We start from the raw sequence: 20,012 nt of genomic DNA, 5'->3' as shown, positions 1-20,012 counted from the left end.
CAGGAGTGGGTTGTGTTGCCGATTTCCTGTAGTCCCGTAGGTCTCTTCACACCCTCAGCCCTCAGTCGCTTAAACTTACGGCCCTTGTCGACGGCATCCTGAATACTGAACTGCGGGTAGGGGCCGATGGTGATGAATAACCGTTTCTCTCGAAATCTCTACTTGAAGCGCTACGAGGGTGAACCGTTCTTATCCACCGCCAAGCATAGGTTTGACTCCTGCGGTGCCGTGTACTCAATATTTGACGTTGGCAAGCCCTGTTTCTCGCTGCTAATCTTTCACCCATTGCTCAATAAACATTGGGGAGGTTTTAAATATATCTTCTCTATCTCCACTACAGGTAAAGGACGGGAATAAAGGAAGCCTTGTACATATTCACAATTTTGTTCAATTAACCACTCAGCTTGTTCTTCTTCCTCGACACCCTCAGCGACCACCTCTAACTCTAAAGAATGCGCTAGGGCAATAATTGAACTACAAATACAACCACTATCACTCTGCTCAGGAATGCCTGCGACAAACGAGCGGTCGATTTTGAGTATTGAAACTGGGAACTTTCGCAGATAACGTAGCGAAGAATATCCTGTGCCAAAGTCGTCAATAGCTAAGCTGATACCAAGTTGTTTAAGTTGGAAAAGTTTATCGATGCTGCTTTCGGTTTGCCCCATAATGCTTGATTCGGTAATTTCAAGCTCTAGCAGGTTTGGTGAGATTTTTGTTTCAGCTAAAACCTTTTCTACAAGCTCTATAAAACCAGGTCGCTCAAATTGCAAACCCGACACATTGACCGCTATTTTTATTGAGGGAAATCCTAAACTTTCCCACTTTGCAATCTGTTCGCAAGCCTCTCTTAACACAAATTCGCCAAGCTGAATAATCAAGCCAGTTTCTTCAGCTACAGGTATAATTTCACCAGGTAGAACAAGCCCTCGATCTGGATGATTCCACCTTAAAAGAGCCTCTGCGCCGATCAGTTGGCCTGACCTCAAGTTAAACTGCGGTTGGTAAAATAAAATAAATTCTTTTTTTTCAATAGCCCTATGCAATTGAATTTCAAGATCCATTTTTAAGCTATTGAAATAACTCATTTCCTCATTGTAGAATTGATACGTGTTTCGACCTGCCTCTTTAGCCTTATACATGGCTATATCAGCATTTTTTATTAACGATGTCGTATCATTGCCATCTGCAGGAAAAAAGCTAACGCCAATGCTCGCCGTAACGTAAATAGAACATCCGCCTAAGGAGCGTTCCCGATCTAGGGTTTTAATGATTCTCTGACAGGCACACGAAACCTCCTGAGCATCTTTAACATTGTCAAGGATCAGCAAAAATTCGTCACCACCCATTCGGGATAGCACATCTGATTTTCGCAACTGATTGCGGATATCTCTCGTGACCTCAACAAGTAACTGATCGCCGATATCGTGGCCAAAGGTGTCATTGACTTTTTTAAAATGATCCAAGTCTAAAAATAATAGAGCGAATTTCTCATTTCTTAGTCTTGCCTGTTGCGATATCTGTTCAATTTTAGATTTAAATAAGTGCCGATTGGGTAATCTTGTGAGGGCATCGTGATTGGCTATATATTCGAGTTTTTTTTTACTTTTATGGATATTGGCCTGATTGGCCAAACGTTCAGTAATATCCCTGTTTACTTCAATTATTCCAACAATGCGATCATGGTCATCGTGCAACGGTGATGCTGTAACCTCGAAATGTTTTTCTTGGCCAAATTGATCAACATGACAATGAATCGTTGTGAATTTTGCACCCGTTTTTATTACTTCCTTCAATGGACAGCAATGATTGATTCCATCACAGGGGGAATTGTTATTATAAAAAGCACGATAACAAAAGTTAGTCGTTTTATTTATTTCTTCACCAATCCAAATATTTCTTACCGCCTTATTGCATAAAAGAAGTTCATGCTTTAAGCCAATAACCATCGTTGGATCAGGGCTACTATCAATTATTTTTTTTAAAAATTGGATTTCATCAACAAAGACGCCATCAATTCGTTCCAGCGTATACTTTTCCATGTTAAGGCTTTCTTTTTTGGAGTTAGCTGACCATTGACCATGCTATTTAATGAGTAGCTTTACTCTGGTCGGCAAATATAGAATATCGGGGAACCCCCTATTTCTGTACTGCTATTTGCCTATTTAATCCATCGCCACGTGCGAGTTTGTGTTCCGTCAATTTTTCTCTGCTGTTTAATGGATTGATCCAGAAATATTCCACCGCTACTAAGTAGCGGTGGCCACTCACGAGGAACCCAATTTTGATTAGGTCGAATCAGGGTGTGCAGCACTGGTTGTCACGTAGCAGGGGGCCAATGTAGACACGGGTAGAAATGATATGTTTCGCTTGTTTAAAGGGTAGTTCAGGGAAGGGCCGATCAAGCTGTTTGATGATGGTTTGATCAGTGTCGCCCTCTTCATGCAAGATGGTGGCACCGTTGTTGGGGTCAAGAATAGTTGTCTTGGCAAATGGAAAGCTCGACAGCAAGGATGTGCTGTGCAAGCGGGCGTAGGTTTACGCAGAGAGAGTAGGATTAATGACCTGCTCACTGGTGTGATTAAACATGGTTTGTGGCCTCCTTTTTGTTGGGTTGATATCAAGAGGTAATAGTGTTTGCTGCGGTTGATTGAAGCGGGAAGAGCCACGTTCGGTGACTCTATCTGTGTTTCATTCTCGGGTGTCGATACCGTTTTTTTGGTTTCTTGGGTTTTGAGGGGCAGGGTAAAGGAAGGCGATGGCGTGTTACGATTTAGTATGAACCGTGCTGGATAATCTTGTCAGGATTGATCAGTGTTTTTTTAACTTAGATTAAATTTACCGGAAAAATGAAACCAACCTACGGCCAACCTTGTGAAGCTGAGATATGAAGGCCTGCATCATGGCTTCCGGTTAACTCAAAGACCTGAGGCGGTGAGTCTAAATATAATTTTTGGCGAGATGCGTAACGGTCTTGTTGAGGCCGGCATTAGGGTTGGACTTGAGGGGGAGGCTGCAACTCGCTGAATATAAATAAAAAAGCCCTGCTAAAATTAATTAGCAGGGCTTCCATATTTTTTGGCGTCCCCAAGGGGATTTGAACCCCTGTCGCCGCCGTGAAAGGGCGGTGTCCTGGGCCAAGCTAGACGATAGGGACGTAAATTTTAAAATGGTGAGCCGGGGGGGGATCGAACCCACGACCATCTGATTAAAAGTCAGATGCTCTACCAACTGAGCTACCGGCTCACAACGAGGAGAGTTATACGTGATGACCGAATTGAAGTCAATCCTTTTTTTGGATTAAAATAAAAAATCGATTCATCTGTCTAATTTTCTCCAAATTTACCCTTCAAATGGGTTGCGAAGTTGAATCGTTTGATCACGACGCGGCCCGACGGAAGCGAGAACTACTGGACATTCGGTAATCTCTTCAATTTTTGTCAAATATTCTTTAACTCGTTCAGGAAACTGATCGTATTCCGTTACCGAGCAAATATCAGTTTTCCACCCGTCAAATTCTTCGTATACAGGTTTGCATTCTTGCAAGATGGATAAGTCGTGAGGGAACTGCTCAAGTAATTCACCGCGGTAAGAGTATGCGGTGCAAATTTTGATTGAATCAAGTTCGCTCAATACATCTATTTTAGTGATGGCAAGACCGCTGAGGCCGTTGGTGCGCACTGCTTCACGTAGAGCAACTGCATCAAACCAACCGGTTCTGCGTGGACGACCTGTTGTCGCGCCGAATTCTGATCCTGCTTTTCTGAGTCTCTCACCCATTTCATCATTGAGTTCTGTCGGGAATGGACCTTCGCCAACACGAGTGACATAGGCTTTAGAGATGCCAATGACTTCGTTGATAAAGCGTGGACCAAAACCAGTGCCAATAGTCGCTCCACCAGCTACCGTTGATGATGAGGTGACATAAGGGTAGGTGCCGTGGTCAATGTCAAGTAGGCTGCCTTGAGCGCCTTCAAACAAGATGTTTTGATCCTTCTTGCGGCATTCATCGAGTAGTGCTGAGGTGTTGCCGATATGCTTGGCTAGGATCTCACCATACGCATTGTATTCATCAAGAATCTCTTGCTCAACAAGAGGCTGATCTTTGAGAAAGTGTTCAAGAAGAAAATTCTTTTCAGGTAAGAATTCTTTTACTTTTTGTGCGAAAACATGTGGGTTGATTAGATCCGATAGCCGGATACCGCGACGGCCGACCTTGTCTTCGTAGGTTGGACCAATACCACGACCTGTTGTGCCAATACGGCGCTCACCTGGTTTGTTTTCACGGGCGATATCAATTTTCTTATGATAAGGCATGATAATGTGAACATTGCGATCGATGATAAGTTGAGAATCATCCTTCATGTAGCCTTTTTTCTTTAGCCCTTCGATCTCTTCAATGAAGACCTTGGGGTCAACAACGACACCATTACCGATGATGCATTTTTTGCCTTCGTGTAAAATTCCAGATGGAATTAAGTGTAGTACTGTTTTCTCGTTACCAACAACAAGGGTGTGACCCGCATTGTTGCCACCTTGAAAGCGTACTACCGCGTTAGCGTTTTCCGTATAAATATCAACAACTTTACCTTTGCCTTCGTCGCCCCATTGAGCGCCGACAATTACAACGTTTGCCATGTTAGTTCTCCTAATCGTTTACAGAGTCGTGCTGCCGTCAAGTAGTGAGGCTGTAAGGACCTGTGATGTGCTGTTATCGGAAAGTGATAACAGCTCTGTTTGCGTACCTGACTCTGAAACAGTCAATAAATAGCGATAGTTCATTTTAGATGCATAAGATTGGTTGCCTGTTGCACTGTATTCCGTGATGCAAGCTGAGTTACCTTTTGAGCGCAGCATTTGAGCTAGTTGATGAGTTGTTTGATCGTTGTCACGTTTTGATACGATCAGTGCATCAACACCAGGTTGAACGACTTTGCTTAACTGCTGTGGCATTGCAAATAGCAGGTTGAGCAAGTTGAAAGCAAAGCCAGTTGCTGGGGCATCGTAGCCATATCCTTTAGTGAGGTTGTCGTAACGACCACCGAGGCAGACAGCTTTACCGAACCCTGTTAGAAACCCTTGGAAGGTGATTCCCGTATAGTAATCAAGACCACGAAGTTCCCCTAGGTCAAGGGTGATATGTTTGTCACTATTATAGTTTTCGAGGATTTGTAGTGTTTTGTGTAGATTCTCCAACGCACGCTTTGAGCGATCGTTGGTGACGATTTTAGCCGCACGATCTAAGACCTCTTTACCGCCAAATAGTCGAGGTAAGGCCATTATTTCTTCGCAGTTGGCGGTGTCAATAGGGAGGGCCTCTAGTTGTTGTTGTAAGCCAGAAGTATCCTTGTGCAGGATGCTGTCATGTAGGCTTGTAACTTGGGCTGGCGATAGATTTAGTGCATCCAAGACTCCGCGATAGAATTCAACCTGACCAATGTCGATGGTGTATTCAGGGGCATCGAGGGTTTCAAGGCATTCTAGGGCAATGGCAATCAACTCGGCATCAGCCTGAGGCCCAGACTGGCCAATCAGCTCAACGCCAGACTGAAATAATTCACGGTCTTTTCCAGCTTGTTGTTCTGTGTGACGTAAGACGCGGCATGAATAGCTGAGACGTTGGGGCAGTGGTGCATCGTGCATTCTTGTGGCAAATACTCGGGCAATTTGCGGAGTAATGTCAGATGGGAATGCCAACAAATTACCACTTTGACGATCATCAAAGCGAAGGGTGCTGTTTTTTAGGTCGTTACCGAGCCCACGCTCAAGCACGTGAAGAAATTCAAGCGACGGAGGTGTTACCGGTTGAAAACCCCACTGGGCGAACACCTGATGGAGTGTGCTTTTTAGGTGCTCAATTTTTACTGCATTGATCGGTAAGAAGTCTTTAACTCCTTTGGGTATCATCGACTCAAGTGTTGTGTTGTGATTCATGGATCTCTTTCTTGTCGGATCTTTAAGTCCCGCGATGGGTTGAATTTAAGAACTATTAATTTTGATCTATGTGTTCGTTCGCTTTTACTTGTGTTGACGCTCTGATGTCAGATTGCCACACGAACATAGTTGTTGTGTTGGATTCGTTTAGGAAAACTCTACCTGTATAGCGGATAGTATGTTTTCATTTTGACGTAACTGCTCCATGGTCTCACTGGGGATACGGTGGTCAACGGTTAGCAGCGACATGGCGGTACCGTTAATTTTTCCTCGTGATAGATTCATCATGGCAACATTGATATTCGATTCTGCCATCAAGGTACCCAGTAGGGCAATAACGCCAGGGCGGTCATGGTTTTTAACCACCAAAATTGTCCCTGATGGGATCGCTTCAACTGAGTAACCATCTACGCCCACAATTCGGCACTCTTGGTTGTTGAACATCGCTCCACGCACAGATTGTTGACCCTGTTTTCCCGAAACAACTAACTCTATCATGTTCGAGAACCCTTCGGCAACATTGCGCCGAATTTCACTAACGTTTATTCCTCTTTCGAGGACAATATGTGGGGCATTGACGTAGTTGACACGTGGACCGATGATCGGTGTGAGTAGCCCTTTGAGTATGGCAAGCGTTATTGGCTCGGTGGAGTGGCGAGTTAATTCGCCCGAATATTCAATAGCAATATCATCAAATGGCTTGTGGTCTAATTGCTGAGCTAGAAATGACCCCATTTTTTCACCTAGTTCTAGGTAGGGTCGTAAACTGTCAAGCAGGTCGGCATTTACAGATGGAACATTAAGGGCGTTACGGACAATGCCTGTTGTGAGAAAATCCACAACTTGATGTGCCGCCTGAACCGTTACATTTTCCTGAGCATCAATTGTTGCCGCACGAATATGGGGCGTGCAAATAACATTATCCATTGTCAATAGTGGATTGCTGGGATGTGGTGGTTCTGTGGTAAAGGTATCAAGAGCTGCGCCCGCAAGGGTCCCGTTAAGTAAAGCATTAATCATGTCGGGTTCGTTGATGAGGCCGCCTAGTGCGCAATTGATCAACCGGCATCCGGGTTTCAGCTTTGCAAAAGTTTCAGCATTAAGCAGCTCTTCGGTTTCATTGTTTAGTGGTACGTGTAGAGAAATGAAGTCGGCACTCTGGAGCAGCGTGTCTAGATTTACCTTGCTTGCACCGAGTCGCTGTATGATCTCCTCAGAAAGGTAGGGGTCGTAAAGGTTGACGTGCATATGAAGACCACGAGCGTATTCAATGATTCGTCGACCAATTTTACCCCCGCCAATGATGCCAAGAGTTTTCCCGCTTATTTCAGAACCCATAAATTTTGTAGAGTTCCATTGCCCTTCACGAACAGAGGCGTGCGCTTGGGGGATCATTCGAGCGATGGACATCATCATTGAAATGGCATGTTCAGCAATCGTTGTTGTACTGCCTGATGGGGTGTTTGTGACAACGATACCGCATTGGTTTGCGGCAATCATGTCAATATTTTCAACGCCAATACCAGCGCGGGCGACTATTTTAAGCTTTGATCCTGCGCGGAGTATTTGTCCTGTGATAGCGGTTCCTCCACGGACGAGTAGCGCATCAACGTCAGTGATCTCGTTGATGAGTTCGTCCGAGGTGATTCCTGGTCGGTAGTCAACAGTTAGGGACTCAGTGTTGGAGAGGACCTGTAAGCTTTCTGCTGAAAAATTGTCTGAAATTAAGACTCGCAATGCATTGCCCGCCGTTTGAATAAAATGGATAGATTTCCACAATAAAAAGCACTTGCAAACCTAGCAATAGGTGGTGGGCATGTCAAGATGAAAGCAGGGCTGAGAAGGCGGTGTCGTAACGAGGTGTCGTAGAAATAAAAAAAGCTCCACCGCTTTCACGGTGGAGCTTGTTTTTTTTAACTGCGTAATTTACAGCTTGATTACGTTAGCTGCTTGAGGACCTTTTTGGCCGTCAGTGATTTCAAATTCTACGCGGTCACCTTCAGCGAGTGATTTGAAGCCGTCACCACCGATTGCTGAGAAATGAACGAATACGTCAGGACCACCGTCTTGCTCAATGAAACCAAAACCTTTTGCGTCATTGAACCACTTTACTGAACCTTGTGCCATTGTATCTTACTCCTTTAAATGCCGACTTTGTCGGTCTATATCTGGTGTTTTCAGCCGGAATTCTGTGGTGCGCTATCGAACCGTTAATTCAAAAGATTTCCGTACTAAACTCAAAACACAAGGCACGCTAACATGCTTTTTGCGTGAATCGCAAGAGAAAAGTAGTTTGAGTGGTTAGGCTATCTGCCCTAAATAAAAAAGCGAGGAGCATGTGCTCCTCGCTTTTTTATTTGAAACTAATTTGCTGAAAGAATTAACCTTCAGTAATAGCACCTACAGGGCAGCTATCTTCACATGCGCCACAATCGGTGCAAGTGTCAGCGTCGATTACATACTGATCAGCGCCTTCAGAGATTGCTTCTACAGGGCAAGAGTCTTCGCATGCACCACAGCTAGTGCAGTCACTACTAATTACGTAAGCCATTTTGTTTCTCCTTTGATTGAAATTGAACATGAGCTTTGTGGGCCCAAACTAAGCGAACTGGATTCAATATACAGAGTTTCTCTAACATGTCTAGGAAAAAAAATACGTTGCAAATTCAGCGATGGTTTACCTTGTTTAATGAAGGTGGTGGTGATGCTTAAGTGTTTGTTTTGTTTCAGTTTTGTGTACTGAATAGCTCTTGCTGTTTCCTCTTGTTAATGTCATGCTATCCGTATTCCGATTTGATAAACCAGTGTTGCGAGCGAAAAAGCAATGGTGGTATTAAAGATCAATGCGAAGCAGGCCCACTTCCAGCTCGATTCTCGTGCCATAACGACAATGGTAACGAAGCATGGAGCATATAAGAGGACGAATATTATCGCGCTGATTGCAGCGGATTTACTCCATGTTGGGTCTTTTGCGATGCGCGTTGCTAGGCTGGTGGTTTCCTCTGCATCACTATCACCAATTGAGTAGGCGGTTCCAAGTGTTGAAACAATTACCTCTTTTGCTGCGACTCCACCGAGTAGGGCAATGTTGGTACGCCAGTTAAATCCAGCAAGTTGACTAATTGGTTCAAGTAGCACCCCCATTTTTCCTGCCATTGAATTTTTCAGGGCTTCCATACTTTGCTGTTGATTGAGCTGCTCAAGTTGGACGGTTACTGTTTGCTTGCTGATAGGGCTTGTGCTTTGGATGAGTTGTTGTTCTAGGGCCTGCCGCTGACTGTCAAACACGGCAACTTGCTCCGCTGTTTGACTTGGGAATGTCATGGCTGCCCAAAGTAGGATCGAAATCGCTAAGATCACGGTCCCCGCCTTTTTGATGTATTCCCATGTGCGCTCCCATGTGTGAATCATTACCCCTTGAACAGTTGGCCAACGATAGGGTGGAAGTTCCATGACAAATGGGGTTGATTCGCCTCTGATGATTGTTGAGCGCAGCAGCTTTGCAACAATGAGTGCCATGATCCACGCTGTTAGGGTGATAGAGAACATAATCATAGGGCGGTGATCAGAGAAAAACGCACCGATCAATAATAAAAACACTGGGATTTTAGCTCCGCAGGGCATGAATGGAGCGGTTAAGATTGTTGCTAGTTTTTCTCGTGGACTACGTAACGTTCTGGCTGCCATGACACCCGGCACCGCACAGCCGCCAGCAATACCACCTGAAATAATGAACGGCATAACGGAGCTGCCATGGAGGCCAAAAATGCGAAAGACCTTATCCATCATATAGGCCACTCGAGCCATGTAGCCAGAGTCTTCAAGAAAGGCGATCATGATAAACATAATCATAATCAGGGGCACAAAACTTAGGACCCCACCTACGCCATCAATTATTCCAGAAACAATCAGTGATTGCAGGTGGCCTTCGGGCAAAATGGCTGTCGCGCTATTCGCCATAAAACCAAAAATGGCCTCGAGTAATTGCATCGGATAGTCGCCAAGTGTGAAGGTGACTTGAAACATGGCGTAGAGTAAGAACATCATTAAGCTTGGCCCTAAAACTCTATGCGTGAGGACCTTGTCTAGATTGTCGGTGATATCCAATCGGCTCTCTACGCTTGGGATGGTTATCACACCTTTACGTAGCAGAGAATGGATAAACCCGTAGCGGTAGTCTGCAATGATCGCTTCTGGGAATGAGTTGAGGGTTTTTGAGCAATGAACCTGAAGGTCGTCTGCAATTTTTATTAGTTGTTGTGATGTTTCTGCAGATTGTTGTCCTTGTTCGTGCAGATTTTCATCCCCTTCGAGATATTTTATAGCGGTCCAGCGTGCAGGATAGCGGTCGGTTAAGAATGCGTTGTCGGCTATAATCTGTTCCATCTTGTCCAGTGCTGGGTCAATGTCGGGGCCGTACGAGATCTTAAACGGGTTCCATTTTCCTGCTCTAGCAGAAGATGTGGCGATGATTTGGTCAAGAAGTTGATCTTTACCTTCGCCACTGCGTGCAACGGTACTAATTGCTGGGCAATCAAGAGCTTGCGAGAGCGCTGGAATGTCGATTGTTATCCCTTTGCTGCGTACATCATCCATCATATTGAGAGCTAATATGACAGGGATGCCAAGTTCGAGGAATTGTATGGTGAGGTATAGGTGGCGTTCCAATTTGGTTGCATCAACAACGTTAACAACAAGGCTCGGACGCTCATCAATAAGAACTTGTCGGGCGACCAGTTCCTCTTGAGTATATGCTGTGAGAGAATAGCAACCCGGTAGGTCAATGATGTTAAGCTTATTATCTTTATAGTGTACGCTACCCTCTTTGCGCTCAACGGTAATTCCGGGGTAGTTGCCAACATGTTGGCGTGAACCTGTTATCGTATTAAATAAAGTAGTTTTTCCTGCATTGGGGTTTCCAGCAAACGCGATCATGTTGTCTGACATTATTCGACCTCTTTTTTTTCAACATGGATAAAGTCAGCTTCATTATTGCGCAGGGTAAGTGTGAAACCACGTAAACGTAGGGCGACAGGATCTTTAAGGGGAGCACGGCCGATTATCTCAATTTCAGTGCCGGGAACAAGGCCCATATCGCGTAAGCGGCGACCCATTTCTCCCGCAGCACTAATTGAGGTAACAATCGCTTTATCGTAAACCTCAAGTTGACGTATGGAGCAGATCATGATTTTCTTTATCCCGTCTGGTGTATTATTTAAATGATTTTGATAATTTTTATCATTATATTGGTGCTCAGGTTGTAGTCAAGGGGAATATCGTTATAACATTTAAAGTGAAGAGAGTGTTCTTTTCATTTAATTCGGTAGGAGGTGTTGTGGTGGGTAAAAAGCGTTTAATTTTATTGCCGGGGTTAGCGGCTGATGATCGAATGTATGCTCGACTTACTGAGCTTCCCGTACCGCTTGTAACGCCTCGATTGTTGATCCCTGAACAGGGTGAACATATGGCATCGTATGCTCGCCGGCATGCAGACTGGTTGAGTATTGGTGAAAACGATATCGTTGGTGGTTGTTCCTTTGGCAGTATGGTTGCTAGTGAGATCTGTCGTCAACGTGTAACAAGGGCCTTGGTGTTATTGAGCGGTGCATTATCGTCTGATGCTCTTGTTTCATCATCGGATCAGCTTCATCGGTTTGCTCGTTGTTTGCCGTTTAGTCTGGTGCGTCGCATCCTGATGAGTTCATTTTTTTTACATAAGGTGTTTGGTGAGGGTGAATTGAGTGCTGTTGAGTTGGGCAGGAAAATGATCGCTGATACACCGCGTGAATTATTGCTTCGCGGAAGCACTTTGGTAACAGGATATCGTTCCGATGAGTCAATTAATTGTGAAATTTATTCATTGCATGGTGGGCAAGATAGCGTGATTTTTCCGCCGCAATTAGACCAAGGTGAAATTTTAACTAACGCGGGGCATGGCATGGTTGTTTCCCATGCTGATGAGGTATCGAAGTTTTTATGTAGGGTATGTAGTGAGGTGGCTTGATCCTAGTTTTTTGCCAATAAATTTATAGAATTAAAAAAGCCCGACTGGAAAACCAGTCGGGCTTTTTGTTGAACTTATCCTAAAAGAGAATTCCTTTTAGAAGTTGTAACCGAATGCAACGTAACCACTGTAAGATTTACCATCTTCGTCGCCGTAGACATACTCTTCTTCAGATTCAAAGATGTCATAGGTGCCTGATACTTCTGTGTAAAATGCATCAGTGAAGTTGTAGATAGCGCCAAGTGTGAATGAATACTGCTCGTAAGAGAGGTCAGAGTATTCATCAATCTCGTTGTTTAGCTCCCAGTCCTCATAACTTACTGAACTTTTTAGACCTGGGACTTCGATACCACTGGTTGCAATATTGTCGTCTAGCTCACCATTGCCATCTAGGTCAGCAAATGAGTTGAGGCTAGATCTTTCGGTGAATTTCCAATCCCAACTATCATCAGCACGGTTGTAAGTAAAGCCCGCAGTGAGCTTTAGTGCATCAGTTGCTTGGTAGTCAGCATTGATTGCTGCAGTGTGAACGCTTGATTCGTACTCGGTAGTTTTACAGATCGACCCAAACTGGGACGAAGCTACTGCGTTCGCTCAGCCATGGTACCAACCAACACAGATACGGTTTTCTGTATCTTGATTGTTGAATGTGTAGGACATGGTGAGGTTTAACTTGTCACTTGGTGCATACCAGAAACTCATACCTGGAACGAATGTGGACTGCTCGTACTCAACGGTATCGTTCTCTTCATAGCGGAAACGCATGTAGAATGTAGCAGCCATGTTTGCACTCGGAGACCATGTGGTGCTTAGCTTGGCTTCGTGAACTTCATCAGGCTGGTTAGTTGATTCTAGTGTGCGTGATGAATAGACGCTGTTCCAGTAGTATGCAAACTTGTCATTTGGATCAGTGCCGGTAAAATCAGCAGTGTTGAGGTACCACAGGTCTGGGTTTAGAGGGTCGACAGTGCCAATCTCTTGAGCGATACCGACATGGACTCCAGCAAAGGGCTCATCGATGTCTTGATACTTGTAACTGATGCGACCTGAAAGAGTTTTATTTACGCGGGTATTGATAGCGCCAGTGAAGGTGTGAGTCTCAGTTTCGCCAAGCTCCTCTTCGTCGCGTTCAACATCTTCGTACTCGTAACCGAGGCGCAGTGTTGTTGCTCTGGCTAAACGATAAACTGCATCAAAGCCGAATTCGGTAACTTCGCGTGATTCTGCTGACTCATATTCCTGAATTACAGGCATATAAGGTACAGCTGAAGTAGGATCACTGTAGTTGAAGTTATCGTAATGAGATGTAGAGATGTTTCCTGCAAGAGCTTCTGCTGTCTCTAGGTCAATAGCTTCTTGACGGTCAGGGAACATCAGTGAATATTTAGGACCATCGATCTCATACATTCCACCACGTAGAGATAGACGTACTGGACCTAACTTGGTTGCCAGCTTACCATTGAATCCTTCGTACTCACTTTTCAGTGTGTCGCTACCCTCAAAGGTGTATTCGCCGGGTTGATCAGATTTCTGACTCTCAATGTCAGCATTTACATAGCTAGCTGAAAAGATAGTGTTGTTAGGCAGATCAAGGCGGGCCTTGACCATGTGTGAATCTTTTTCAGAGTCTGGAGTTCTGTTGAGCTCTAATTCACTTTTGTCATAAATAATTTGACTGGCTTTTGCCAGTTTTAGGTCACCGGCTTTAGCGCCAAAATCTGCAGAATATAGTGCGGGACCAGCAGCGTTTTGATACCAGCGAAATGCGCCACCACTTTGCTCTTCAAAGTCGCGAGTTAAGTACTCGTAATCAACAGTGAGAAGGCCAAATTTACCTGTTGCGCCGAGAGTGTACTCTTCGGTGCGCTCATCGATCTCTTTGCCTACAGCACTTACGTGACAACTAGCACACTTAGCGAGACTGATAGATTGCTCCATCCCCTCACGGGTTTCGATGCGAGCGCCAGCTTTAAATGTTACGTTAGCTAATTGTGGGATAACCAGTTCGGCTTCATTTACCCACTCACGGCGAGTTACGACGTAGTTGTTACTAACTTCTTGATCCCAAGCTACTGCAGGGTCGTAAGCTAGGTTCTTGTCTGCATCAAGTAAGTTACCGCCACCAACTGCGACGCCATCGTTGCCTGTTGCCTCGATAAGGTTAGCATAGATGCTGTCGGTGGTTACACTAGGTTGTCCGCCACCGATGTCATCACGAGCTGTTGCGCCCATTTGAGCTAGAGTCTCGTGATCTTTAGTATGTTCAAGAACAGACAGCTCACTTTCGAGTTTGAAAACACGACCAAAATCAAGGCCTAAACTGTGCTGTTGGTCGCGGGGACCCATAGTCTCGCTCTCAAGTTCAAGAATGAAACCACCTTTTTCAAATTCAAGATCCAGTTGAGGAGCAAGAGAAACACCGTCCTCTTGACGTACTGAACCATACTCGTTTACGCGTGCTGCATTGTCATCCGTATTGATGCCGCTCATCCCTAGTTCCCAAGAACCAGTGAGATGACCCGCACCCTCTTCCGCCATAGCTGTGGTAGCTGCTACAAACGTCAGGACGGTCAACAGTGCAAGCAGCCATAATTGGCTTTGCTTCATAATGTGTGCCTCCTAAAAAAATTAACGGGTCAAGCCGCCACCAGTAAGTGGTTGCGATGGGAAGTCACTGCCGTGAACAACTTTGTGACAAGTAGTACACTTGGTGCCATACGACGTTTGGAAACCCTCAGTTCCGTGAATGTTTACAATGTCAGCAGTGCTTTGTGCTGCAGCGCTTGTGAAAACATTTTTAGTATCTTCATAAGGGTTTTTGGTTCCAGCAATTGTGTCTGGCAGATCATTAGCTAGGAAGTCAGATTCCGCTACGGAGTAGTCTGACTCACGCAACATGTGGAAGTGACCTTCGTGGCACTGTAGGCACAAGAATGGCTCGTTTTGAGCTAACAGGTTGTTGGCAACGCTACCGTGTGGATCGTGGCAGATGGTACAATCATCTTCAACTGGTGCATGACCGAAGACAAAAGGACCTTGGTAACGGGTGTGGCAGTTCAAGCATAGGTCGTTTAAGCGCTCGTCGGTGTTCAAGCTTTCGCCAATTGCACCGTGAGCATTGTGACAGCTTGAGCAGTTCATTTTACCAGCCTCAAGAGGGTGGCTAGATGGGAAGTGAGTTTTTGCTTGCTCTTCCTTGTGGCAGGTGAAGCAAAGCTCTGGATCCTCAGCTTTAAGGCTGAATTTACCCTCGCCATCGTGAACGCTGTGACAGTCGATGCAGCCTACGTCACTCAATGCGTGAGCACTGTGAGTATAGTCCATCAACTTGCCGTCAGTGTGACATTTTGAGCAAATTGCCGCAGATTCGTCAGCATTTAATTCAGCTGGACGGAGAATAAAGCAAGGATCTCCATCGTTGTCTACGTGTTGGCTACCGGGTCCGTGGCAAGACTCGCAACCTTTTTCTGCTCCCATTAGCTCCCAGTCTGCTAGGCGACCATGAATGGTCTTAGCAAAACCTTCGCCTCCGGTTGATGTGGCGAAATTATCGCCGGCCATGTCGTCATGACACTCTAGGCAGGTCTCTTGACCTACATAAGTGGCACCCTCGATCACTGGCAGTGTGAGAACCTTTTCCCTGATTGTTCCTGTAGCGCAAGCGCCCAGAATCAGTAGCAGGGGAAGGGCTTTCACCAGCCATGAGGCCTTGGTGTTCAACTTCCTTCGCATGTTTTCTCCTTTCGGTCTTCCACCGATGATGTGATCCCAATGTTGATTTATACCGCCATTGTTGACTCATAGGGTTATGATTCGAACAATCGTCCAGCATTAAAAAACTCAGGAAAAACAGTGTGTTGCAGGCTTTGCCCACTATGTGGTGAAAAAAGCGCTATAACACCCACGTTTGTTATCGTGTGTACAATACGTTTGTTGACTGTTAGTGTAAAACGAATGATTTTAATGGGCTCATAAGGCCAGCTTATAGTTTTACATGCTTATATTCGGAATTTGCTATACTTTGTAGGGGCTGGAATGTGGTGTGGGCGCCAGCAAAATCTGGGACAGCCCCCGGTGGTGCTGGGGACCATCCAGGTTTTGCTGTAGTGAAATGGGTTTTTTTGCAATGGAGCAATTGATATGGAAACACAATATCTGAAAACATTATTAATGGCGGCCGAAGAGGGGAGCTTCTCTCGTGCGGCAATTAAGTTGAATATTACTCAATCAGCGGTTTCGCAGCGAACGAAAAGTTTGGAAAACTGTTGTGGGGTTGCATTGCTCGATCGATCAGGGGCGACATTGGTGCCAACGGTTGCCGGTAAGGTTGTGCTTGATGGGGCCCGCCGTATCTTGGATATGGAAGAGGAGATGATGCAGCAACTGCGCTCCTTAAATAATAAACAGCATCTTAACATCTGTAGTACCCCGGCGTTTGGCATGGCTCATTTGCCACAAATTCTCAAAACTTTTGTGCCGCAACATGGCGAGATCGAAGATCTTAAGTTTTTGTTTAATGCGCCGTTGCCCGCATTGGATGGGTTGAGGGCTGGAGAATTTGATGTAGTCGTTATCGAGCATCTGGGTGATATCGATTTTGGTATGATGCGCCATCGCTCTTTACCGGAAGATGAGATGGTGTTTGTCAGCGCGCCAAGCATGGGGATTCCCGAGGGTGGCATTTCGCTAGAAGAGCTGAAACAATACTGTTTTATTACCCGCCGTGATGGTTGTAGTTGTCGAGATCTGTTGACGCTTAATTTAGATAATGCTGAACAAGGCATTGACCAGTTTCAACGGGTGATGGTTCTTGATGATTTTTGGTTGATCATTCAAGAGGTGCTGGCTGGCGCGGGGGTGACCTTTATTTCGCGCTCAGCAGTGGACGCTGATATTGCTGCGGGACGGTTGCTTGAACATCATGTTGATGGTTTTCAGCGTTATCGTCAGCGCAGTATTGTTGCACGAGAATGTGAGGCAGCCTTATCGTTGAAGCGCAGCTTCATGGAGAGTGTGCTCAACTACTTTGGTTTAGAGGTGTAGTCTTCTTATTTGCGACTGTGTTTGTTCGCAGTCTGCTGGGTTTGTGTTTGATATGCATATAGTATATACGTGAGTTCTGTTGGTGGTATCGTTCAGGTGCTGCTGTGCGGATAAAAGGGTGGAGAATCTTCCCCTATTCTGATAAGTTAAGCGGCTTATTTAATAGAATTTAGAGAATTTGGAGTTGATGGGGGGAGAAATGGTCCCCTGTTGCCGATTATATTAATAAATGTGAGGATCGAAATGGACTACAAAGATACCCTGAATTTACCGAAAACCGACTTCCCTATGCGCGGAAACCTTCCTAAGCGTGAGCCTGAAATGTTGCAACGTTGGAATGAGGTCGATCTGACAGGTCAAATTGCTAAGGCGGGTGAAGGTCGTCCACGATTTACTCTGCACGATGGCCCTCCCTATGCGAACGGTCACACCCATATTGGTCACGCACTGAACAAAATCCTTAAAGATATCGTTATGAAAAACCGGCGCATGCAGGGCTACGATGTGCCGTATGTTCCGGGTTGGGACTGTCACGGTTTGCCAATTGAGTTAATGGTCGACAAAAAACTCGGTAAGAAGAAGCGTGACATGACCAAGGCTGAGATTCGCCGCGAATGTCGCACTTACGCCAGCGAGTGGGTTGAGATTCAGGCGAATGAGTTTAAGCGGTTAGGTATTTTTGGTGAGTGGGATAATCCTTATCTTACGATGCATGATAGTTATGAAGCGGCGACAGCACGTGAACTAGCGCGTTTTTCTGAGCGCGGTGGTCTGTATAAGGGGAAAAAACCGGTACACTGGTGCACCTCTTGTGTGACAGCATTAGCTGAAGCCGAAGTCGAGTATGCTGACCATGTCTCTCCTTCGATCTTTGTGAAGTTTCCTTTTGTCGATGAGCTTCCTGCGGAGTTGGCTGCTATTGAAGGGAAGTCACTGTCCTTTGTTATTTGGACCACCACTCCATGGACGATTCCTGCAAATATGGGAATCTGTCTCAATCCTGAACTCGACTATGTTGCGGTTGAGATGGCTTCGGGTGAAGTACTTGTGTTTGCTGAAGGACTCTACGCTGGCGTTCTCGCTGAACTCGATCTTAGCGGTACAGTTGTTGCTACCTTCAGTGGTGAATTGTTTGAGAATAAGCGCTGCAAGCATCCTTTTTATGAGCGTGACTCACTGATTGTCCTTGGCGATCATGTCACTCTCGAAGCCGGAACGGGCTGTGTTCATACCGCACCCGGTCATGGTCATGAGGACTATGTTGTTGGCTTGAAATATGGTTTGGACATTTATAATCCTGTCGATGACTATGGTCGTTACCGTAAGGATGTGGAACTATTTGGCGGCATGAAGCTCGCTGAAGCGAATGATGCGGTGTGTGCCAAGATGACAGAAGTGGGTGCATTGCTGAAACGCAGTGACCTGAGCCACAGTTATCCCCATTGTTGGCGCTGTAAAAAGCCGGTTATTTTCCGTGCGACACCGCAGTGGTTTGTGTCGATGGAAGAAAACAATCTACGCGAACAAGCCCTTAAACATATCAATGATGTGCAATGGATTCCAGGTTGGGGCCGTGAGCGGATTTACGGTATGATCGAAAAAAGACCTGACTGGTGTATTAGTCGTCAGCGTTCGTGGGGAGTTCCCATCACTGTTTTTTATTGCGCTGATTGTGGTGAAGCACTGTCTGATGCGAAGGTGATGCACTATGTTGCCGATCTGTTTGAAGATGGTGGTAGCGATCAATGGTATGAAAAAGAAGCCAAAGACTTGATGCCGGAAGGCACCTGTTGCTCGGCCTGTGGTCACGGTGAGTTTACCAAAGAGACTGATATTCTCGACGTGTGGTTCGATTCAGGAGTTTCGCATGCTGCTGTCGTTGAAAAACGTGACAACTTAGATTCGCCTGCCGATCTATACTTAGAGGGTAGCGATCAGCATCGTGGGTGGTTCCATTCGAGCCTGTTGGCATCCGTTGGTACACGCGGTGTTGCCCCATACAAAGCGGTGTTGACGCACGGTTTTGTTGTCGATGGTAATGGCCGAAAAATGTCAAAATCACAAGGCAATGTTATCGCTCCTGAAAAAGTGATCAATAAGTTCGGTGCTGAAGTACTGCGCTTGTGGGTTGCTGCTCAAGATTATCAAGATGATATCCGCATTAGTGATGAGATCCTTCAGCGGTTATCTGATGCGTATCGTCGTATTCGCAATACCGCCCGTTATATCCTTAGCAATATTCATGACTTTGATCCTGCTACCGATATGGTTGCCGATGGTGATTTGCTCGAACTTGATCGCTGGGCACTGTCACGGTTAGAGTCTCTGGTTGGTCGTGTTGAGAATGCCTATAACGATTATGAGTTCCACGTGCTGTATCATGCCGTACATAATTTTTGTGGCGTTGAGTTAAGTTCGATCTATCTCGATATCATCAAGGATCGAATCTATACCTCAGCGGCAACAAGTTTAGAGCGTCGCAGTGCGCAAACGGCTATGTATCGCATCCTTGATGCGTTGACACGTTTGATTGCACCGGTTCTATCATTTACCGCTGAAGAGATTTGGGACAAGATGCCGGGTGAGCGCGAAAGTAGTGTTCATCTTGCTATGCTTCCACAATTTGAAACAAGTCTACTTGATGTGCAACTCGACGACGTGTATCAGCAATTGTGGACCGTTCGTTCCGATGTCTCAAAAGCGCTAGAGCTAGCTCGTGATGCGAAACTGGTTGGTAATTCTCTTGAAGCGAAGATTACACTTGCAGTGTCAGGTGTTGAGTGCCGTGAGTTGCTGGAAAAGTATGCTGATCAACTGGCAACGCTATGTATCGTTTCTCAGGTAGATCTTGTTGAAAGTGTTGAGGGTGGGTTCACGTCAGAAAAAGTAGAAGGCCTCATTGTTGGCGTTACCGCTGCTGAGGGAGATAAATGCGATCGCTGCTGGAACTATTCGACCGAAATTGGTGCGAATACCAGTCATCCGACCGCATGCCCACGATGCATCGCTGTGTTAGAGCAGGGCTGCTAGA

13 protein-coding genes and 2 tRNA genes are annotated in these 20,012 nt (G+C 45.6%); 3 read left to right on the top strand and 12 right to left on the bottom strand.

Annotated features, from left to right (window positions below):
• Positions 1 to 278: 278 nt before the first annotated feature.
• The 10 genes from ACZ5KY_RS01460 to ACZ5KY_RS01415 form a co-directional block, all read right to left on the bottom strand.
• Positions 279 to 2,042, bottom strand: coding sequence for a sensor domain-containing protein (locus ACZ5KY_RS01460; protein WP_464242137.1), 1,764 nt, complete (start codon positions 2,040 to 2,042; stop codon positions 279 to 281).
• Positions 2,043 to 3,079: 1,037 nt separating this feature from the next.
• A tRNA-Glu gene (locus ACZ5KY_RS01455) sits at positions 3,080 to 3,157 on the bottom strand.
• A 13-nt stretch (positions 3,158 to 3,170) separates the two neighbouring features.
• Positions 3,171 to 3,246 (bottom strand) — tRNA-Lys (locus tag ACZ5KY_RS01450).
• Between the two features lie 96 nt (positions 3,247 to 3,342).
• Entirely contained in the window at positions 3,343 to 4,638 is a 1,296-nt protein-coding gene (locus ACZ5KY_RS01445; protein WP_464242136.1) for an adenylosuccinate synthase, read from the bottom strand.
• 18 nt (positions 4,639 to 4,656) lie between these two features.
• Positions 4,657 to 5,934 carry an ATP phosphoribosyltransferase regulatory subunit gene (gene hisZ, locus ACZ5KY_RS01440; RefSeq protein WP_464242135.1) on the bottom strand — a complete coding sequence of 426 codons (1,278 nt, stop codon included), beginning with the start codon at positions 5,932 to 5,934 and terminating at the stop codon, positions 4,657 to 4,659.
• Between the two features lie 147 nt (positions 5,935 to 6,081).
• Positions 6,082 to 7,713: a phosphoglycerate dehydrogenase gene (serA, locus tag ACZ5KY_RS01435; RefSeq protein WP_464242134.1), complete on the bottom strand. Its 1,632-nt coding sequence runs from the start codon at positions 7,711 to 7,713 to the stop codon at positions 6,082 to 6,084.
• A gap of 147 nt (positions 7,714 to 7,860) precedes the next feature.
• A complete protein-coding gene (locus ACZ5KY_RS01430; RefSeq protein WP_464242133.1) occupies positions 7,861 to 8,061 on the bottom strand; it encodes a cold-shock protein in 201 nt (66 codons plus the stop codon).
• A gap of 253 nt (positions 8,062 to 8,314) precedes the next feature.
• Entirely contained in the window at positions 8,315 to 8,485 is a 171-nt protein-coding gene (locus ACZ5KY_RS01425; RefSeq protein WP_464242132.1) for a DUF362 domain-containing protein, read from the bottom strand.
• 221 nt (positions 8,486 to 8,706) lie between these two features.
• The gene (gene feoB / locus ACZ5KY_RS01420) at positions 8,707 to 10,881 is read right to left on the bottom strand and encodes a ferrous iron transport protein B (RefSeq protein ID WP_464242131.1); all 2,175 of its coding nucleotides are present in this window, start codon (positions 10,879 to 10,881) and stop codon (positions 8,707 to 8,709) included.
• Positions 10,881 to 11,120, bottom strand: coding sequence for a FeoA family protein (locus ACZ5KY_RS01415; protein WP_464242130.1), 240 nt, complete (start codon positions 11,118 to 11,120; stop codon positions 10,881 to 10,883). The genes feoB and ACZ5KY_RS01415 overlap by 1 nt, the downstream gene beginning before the upstream one ends.
• A gap of 152 nt (positions 11,121 to 11,272) precedes the next feature.
• On the opposite strand from ACZ5KY_RS01415, the gene ACZ5KY_RS01410 reads away from it, so the two are divergent.
• Positions 11,273 to 11,938 (top strand): hypothetical protein, encoded by a 666-nt coding sequence (locus ACZ5KY_RS01410; protein WP_464242129.1) that lies wholly within the window; start codon positions 11,273 to 11,275, stop codon positions 11,936 to 11,938.
• Between the two features lie 96 nt (positions 11,939 to 12,034).
• On the opposite strand, the gene ACZ5KY_RS01405 is transcribed toward ACZ5KY_RS01410, so the two are convergent.
• Together ACZ5KY_RS01405 and ACZ5KY_RS01400 are read right to left on the bottom strand one after the other, a co-directional pair.
• The gene (locus ACZ5KY_RS01405; protein ID WP_464242128.1) at positions 12,035 to 14,545 is read right to left on the bottom strand and encodes a GSU2204 family CXXCH-containing (seleno)protein; all 2,511 of its coding nucleotides are present in this window, start codon (positions 14,543 to 14,545) and stop codon (positions 12,035 to 12,037) included.
• 21 nt (positions 14,546 to 14,566) lie between these two features.
• A complete protein-coding gene (locus ACZ5KY_RS01400) occupies positions 14,567 to 15,670 on the bottom strand; it encodes a GSU2203 family decaheme c-type cytochrome (RefSeq protein WP_464242127.1) in 1,104 nt (367 codons plus the stop codon).
• Between the two features lie 408 nt (positions 15,671 to 16,078).
• Between ACZ5KY_RS01400 and ACZ5KY_RS01395 the strand changes: the two genes are divergently transcribed.
• Positions 16,079 to 16,981, top strand: a complete 903-nt coding sequence (locus ACZ5KY_RS01395) for a multiheme cytochrome-associated LysR family transcriptional regulator (protein ID WP_464242126.1) — start codon at positions 16,079 to 16,081, stop codon at positions 16,979 to 16,981.
• A gap of 243 nt (positions 16,982 to 17,224) precedes the next feature.
• Positions 17,225 to 20,011 carry an isoleucine--tRNA ligase gene (ileS, locus tag ACZ5KY_RS01390; RefSeq protein ID WP_464242125.1) on the top strand — a complete coding sequence of 929 codons (2,787 nt, stop codon included), beginning with the start codon at positions 17,225 to 17,227 and terminating at the stop codon, positions 20,009 to 20,011.
• The last annotated feature ends 1 nt before the right edge of the window (position 20,012 follow it).

The organism is Desulfuromonas svalbardensis (genome assembly GCF_055389415.1).
Note: the sequence above shows the minus strand (reverse complement) of the source record. Positions and strands in the feature narration are given on the sequence as shown.

Coding starts and splice junctions, on each gene's coding strand:
- ACZ5KY_RS01460 (WP_464242137.1), bottom strand. CDS start 2,042: ATGGAAAAGTATACGCTGGAACGAATTGATGGCGTCTTTGTTGATGAA.
- ACZ5KY_RS01445 (WP_464242136.1), bottom strand. CDS start 4,638: ATGGCAAACGTTGTAATTGTCGGCGCTCAATGGGGCGACGAAGGCAAA.
- hisZ (WP_464242135.1), bottom strand. CDS start 5,934: ATGAATCACAACACAACACTTGAGTCGATGATACCCAAAGGAGTTAAA.
- ACZ5KY_RS01430 (WP_464242133.1), bottom strand. CDS start 8,061: ATGGCACAAGGTTCAGTAAAGTGGTTCAATGACGCAAAAGGTTTTGGT.
- ACZ5KY_RS01425 (WP_464242132.1), bottom strand. CDS start 8,485: ATGGCTTACGTAATTAGTAGTGACTGCACTAGCTGTGGTGCATGCGAA.
- feoB (WP_464242131.1), bottom strand. CDS start 10,881: ATGTCAGACAACATGATCGCGTTTGCTGGAAACCCCAATGCAGGAAAA.
- ACZ5KY_RS01415 (WP_464242130.1), bottom strand. CDS start 11,120: ATGATCTGCTCCATACGTCAACTTGAGGTTTACGATAAAGCGATTGTT.
- ACZ5KY_RS01400 (WP_464242127.1), bottom strand. CDS start 15,670: ATGCGAAGGAAGTTGAACACCAAGGCCTCATGGCTGGTGAAAGCCCTT.
- ACZ5KY_RS01395 (WP_464242126.1), top strand. CDS start 16,079: ATGGAAACACAATATCTGAAAACATTATTAATGGCGGCCGAAGAGGGG.
- ileS (WP_464242125.1), top strand. CDS start 17,225: ATGGACTACAAAGATACCCTGAATTTACCGAAAACCGACTTCCCTATG.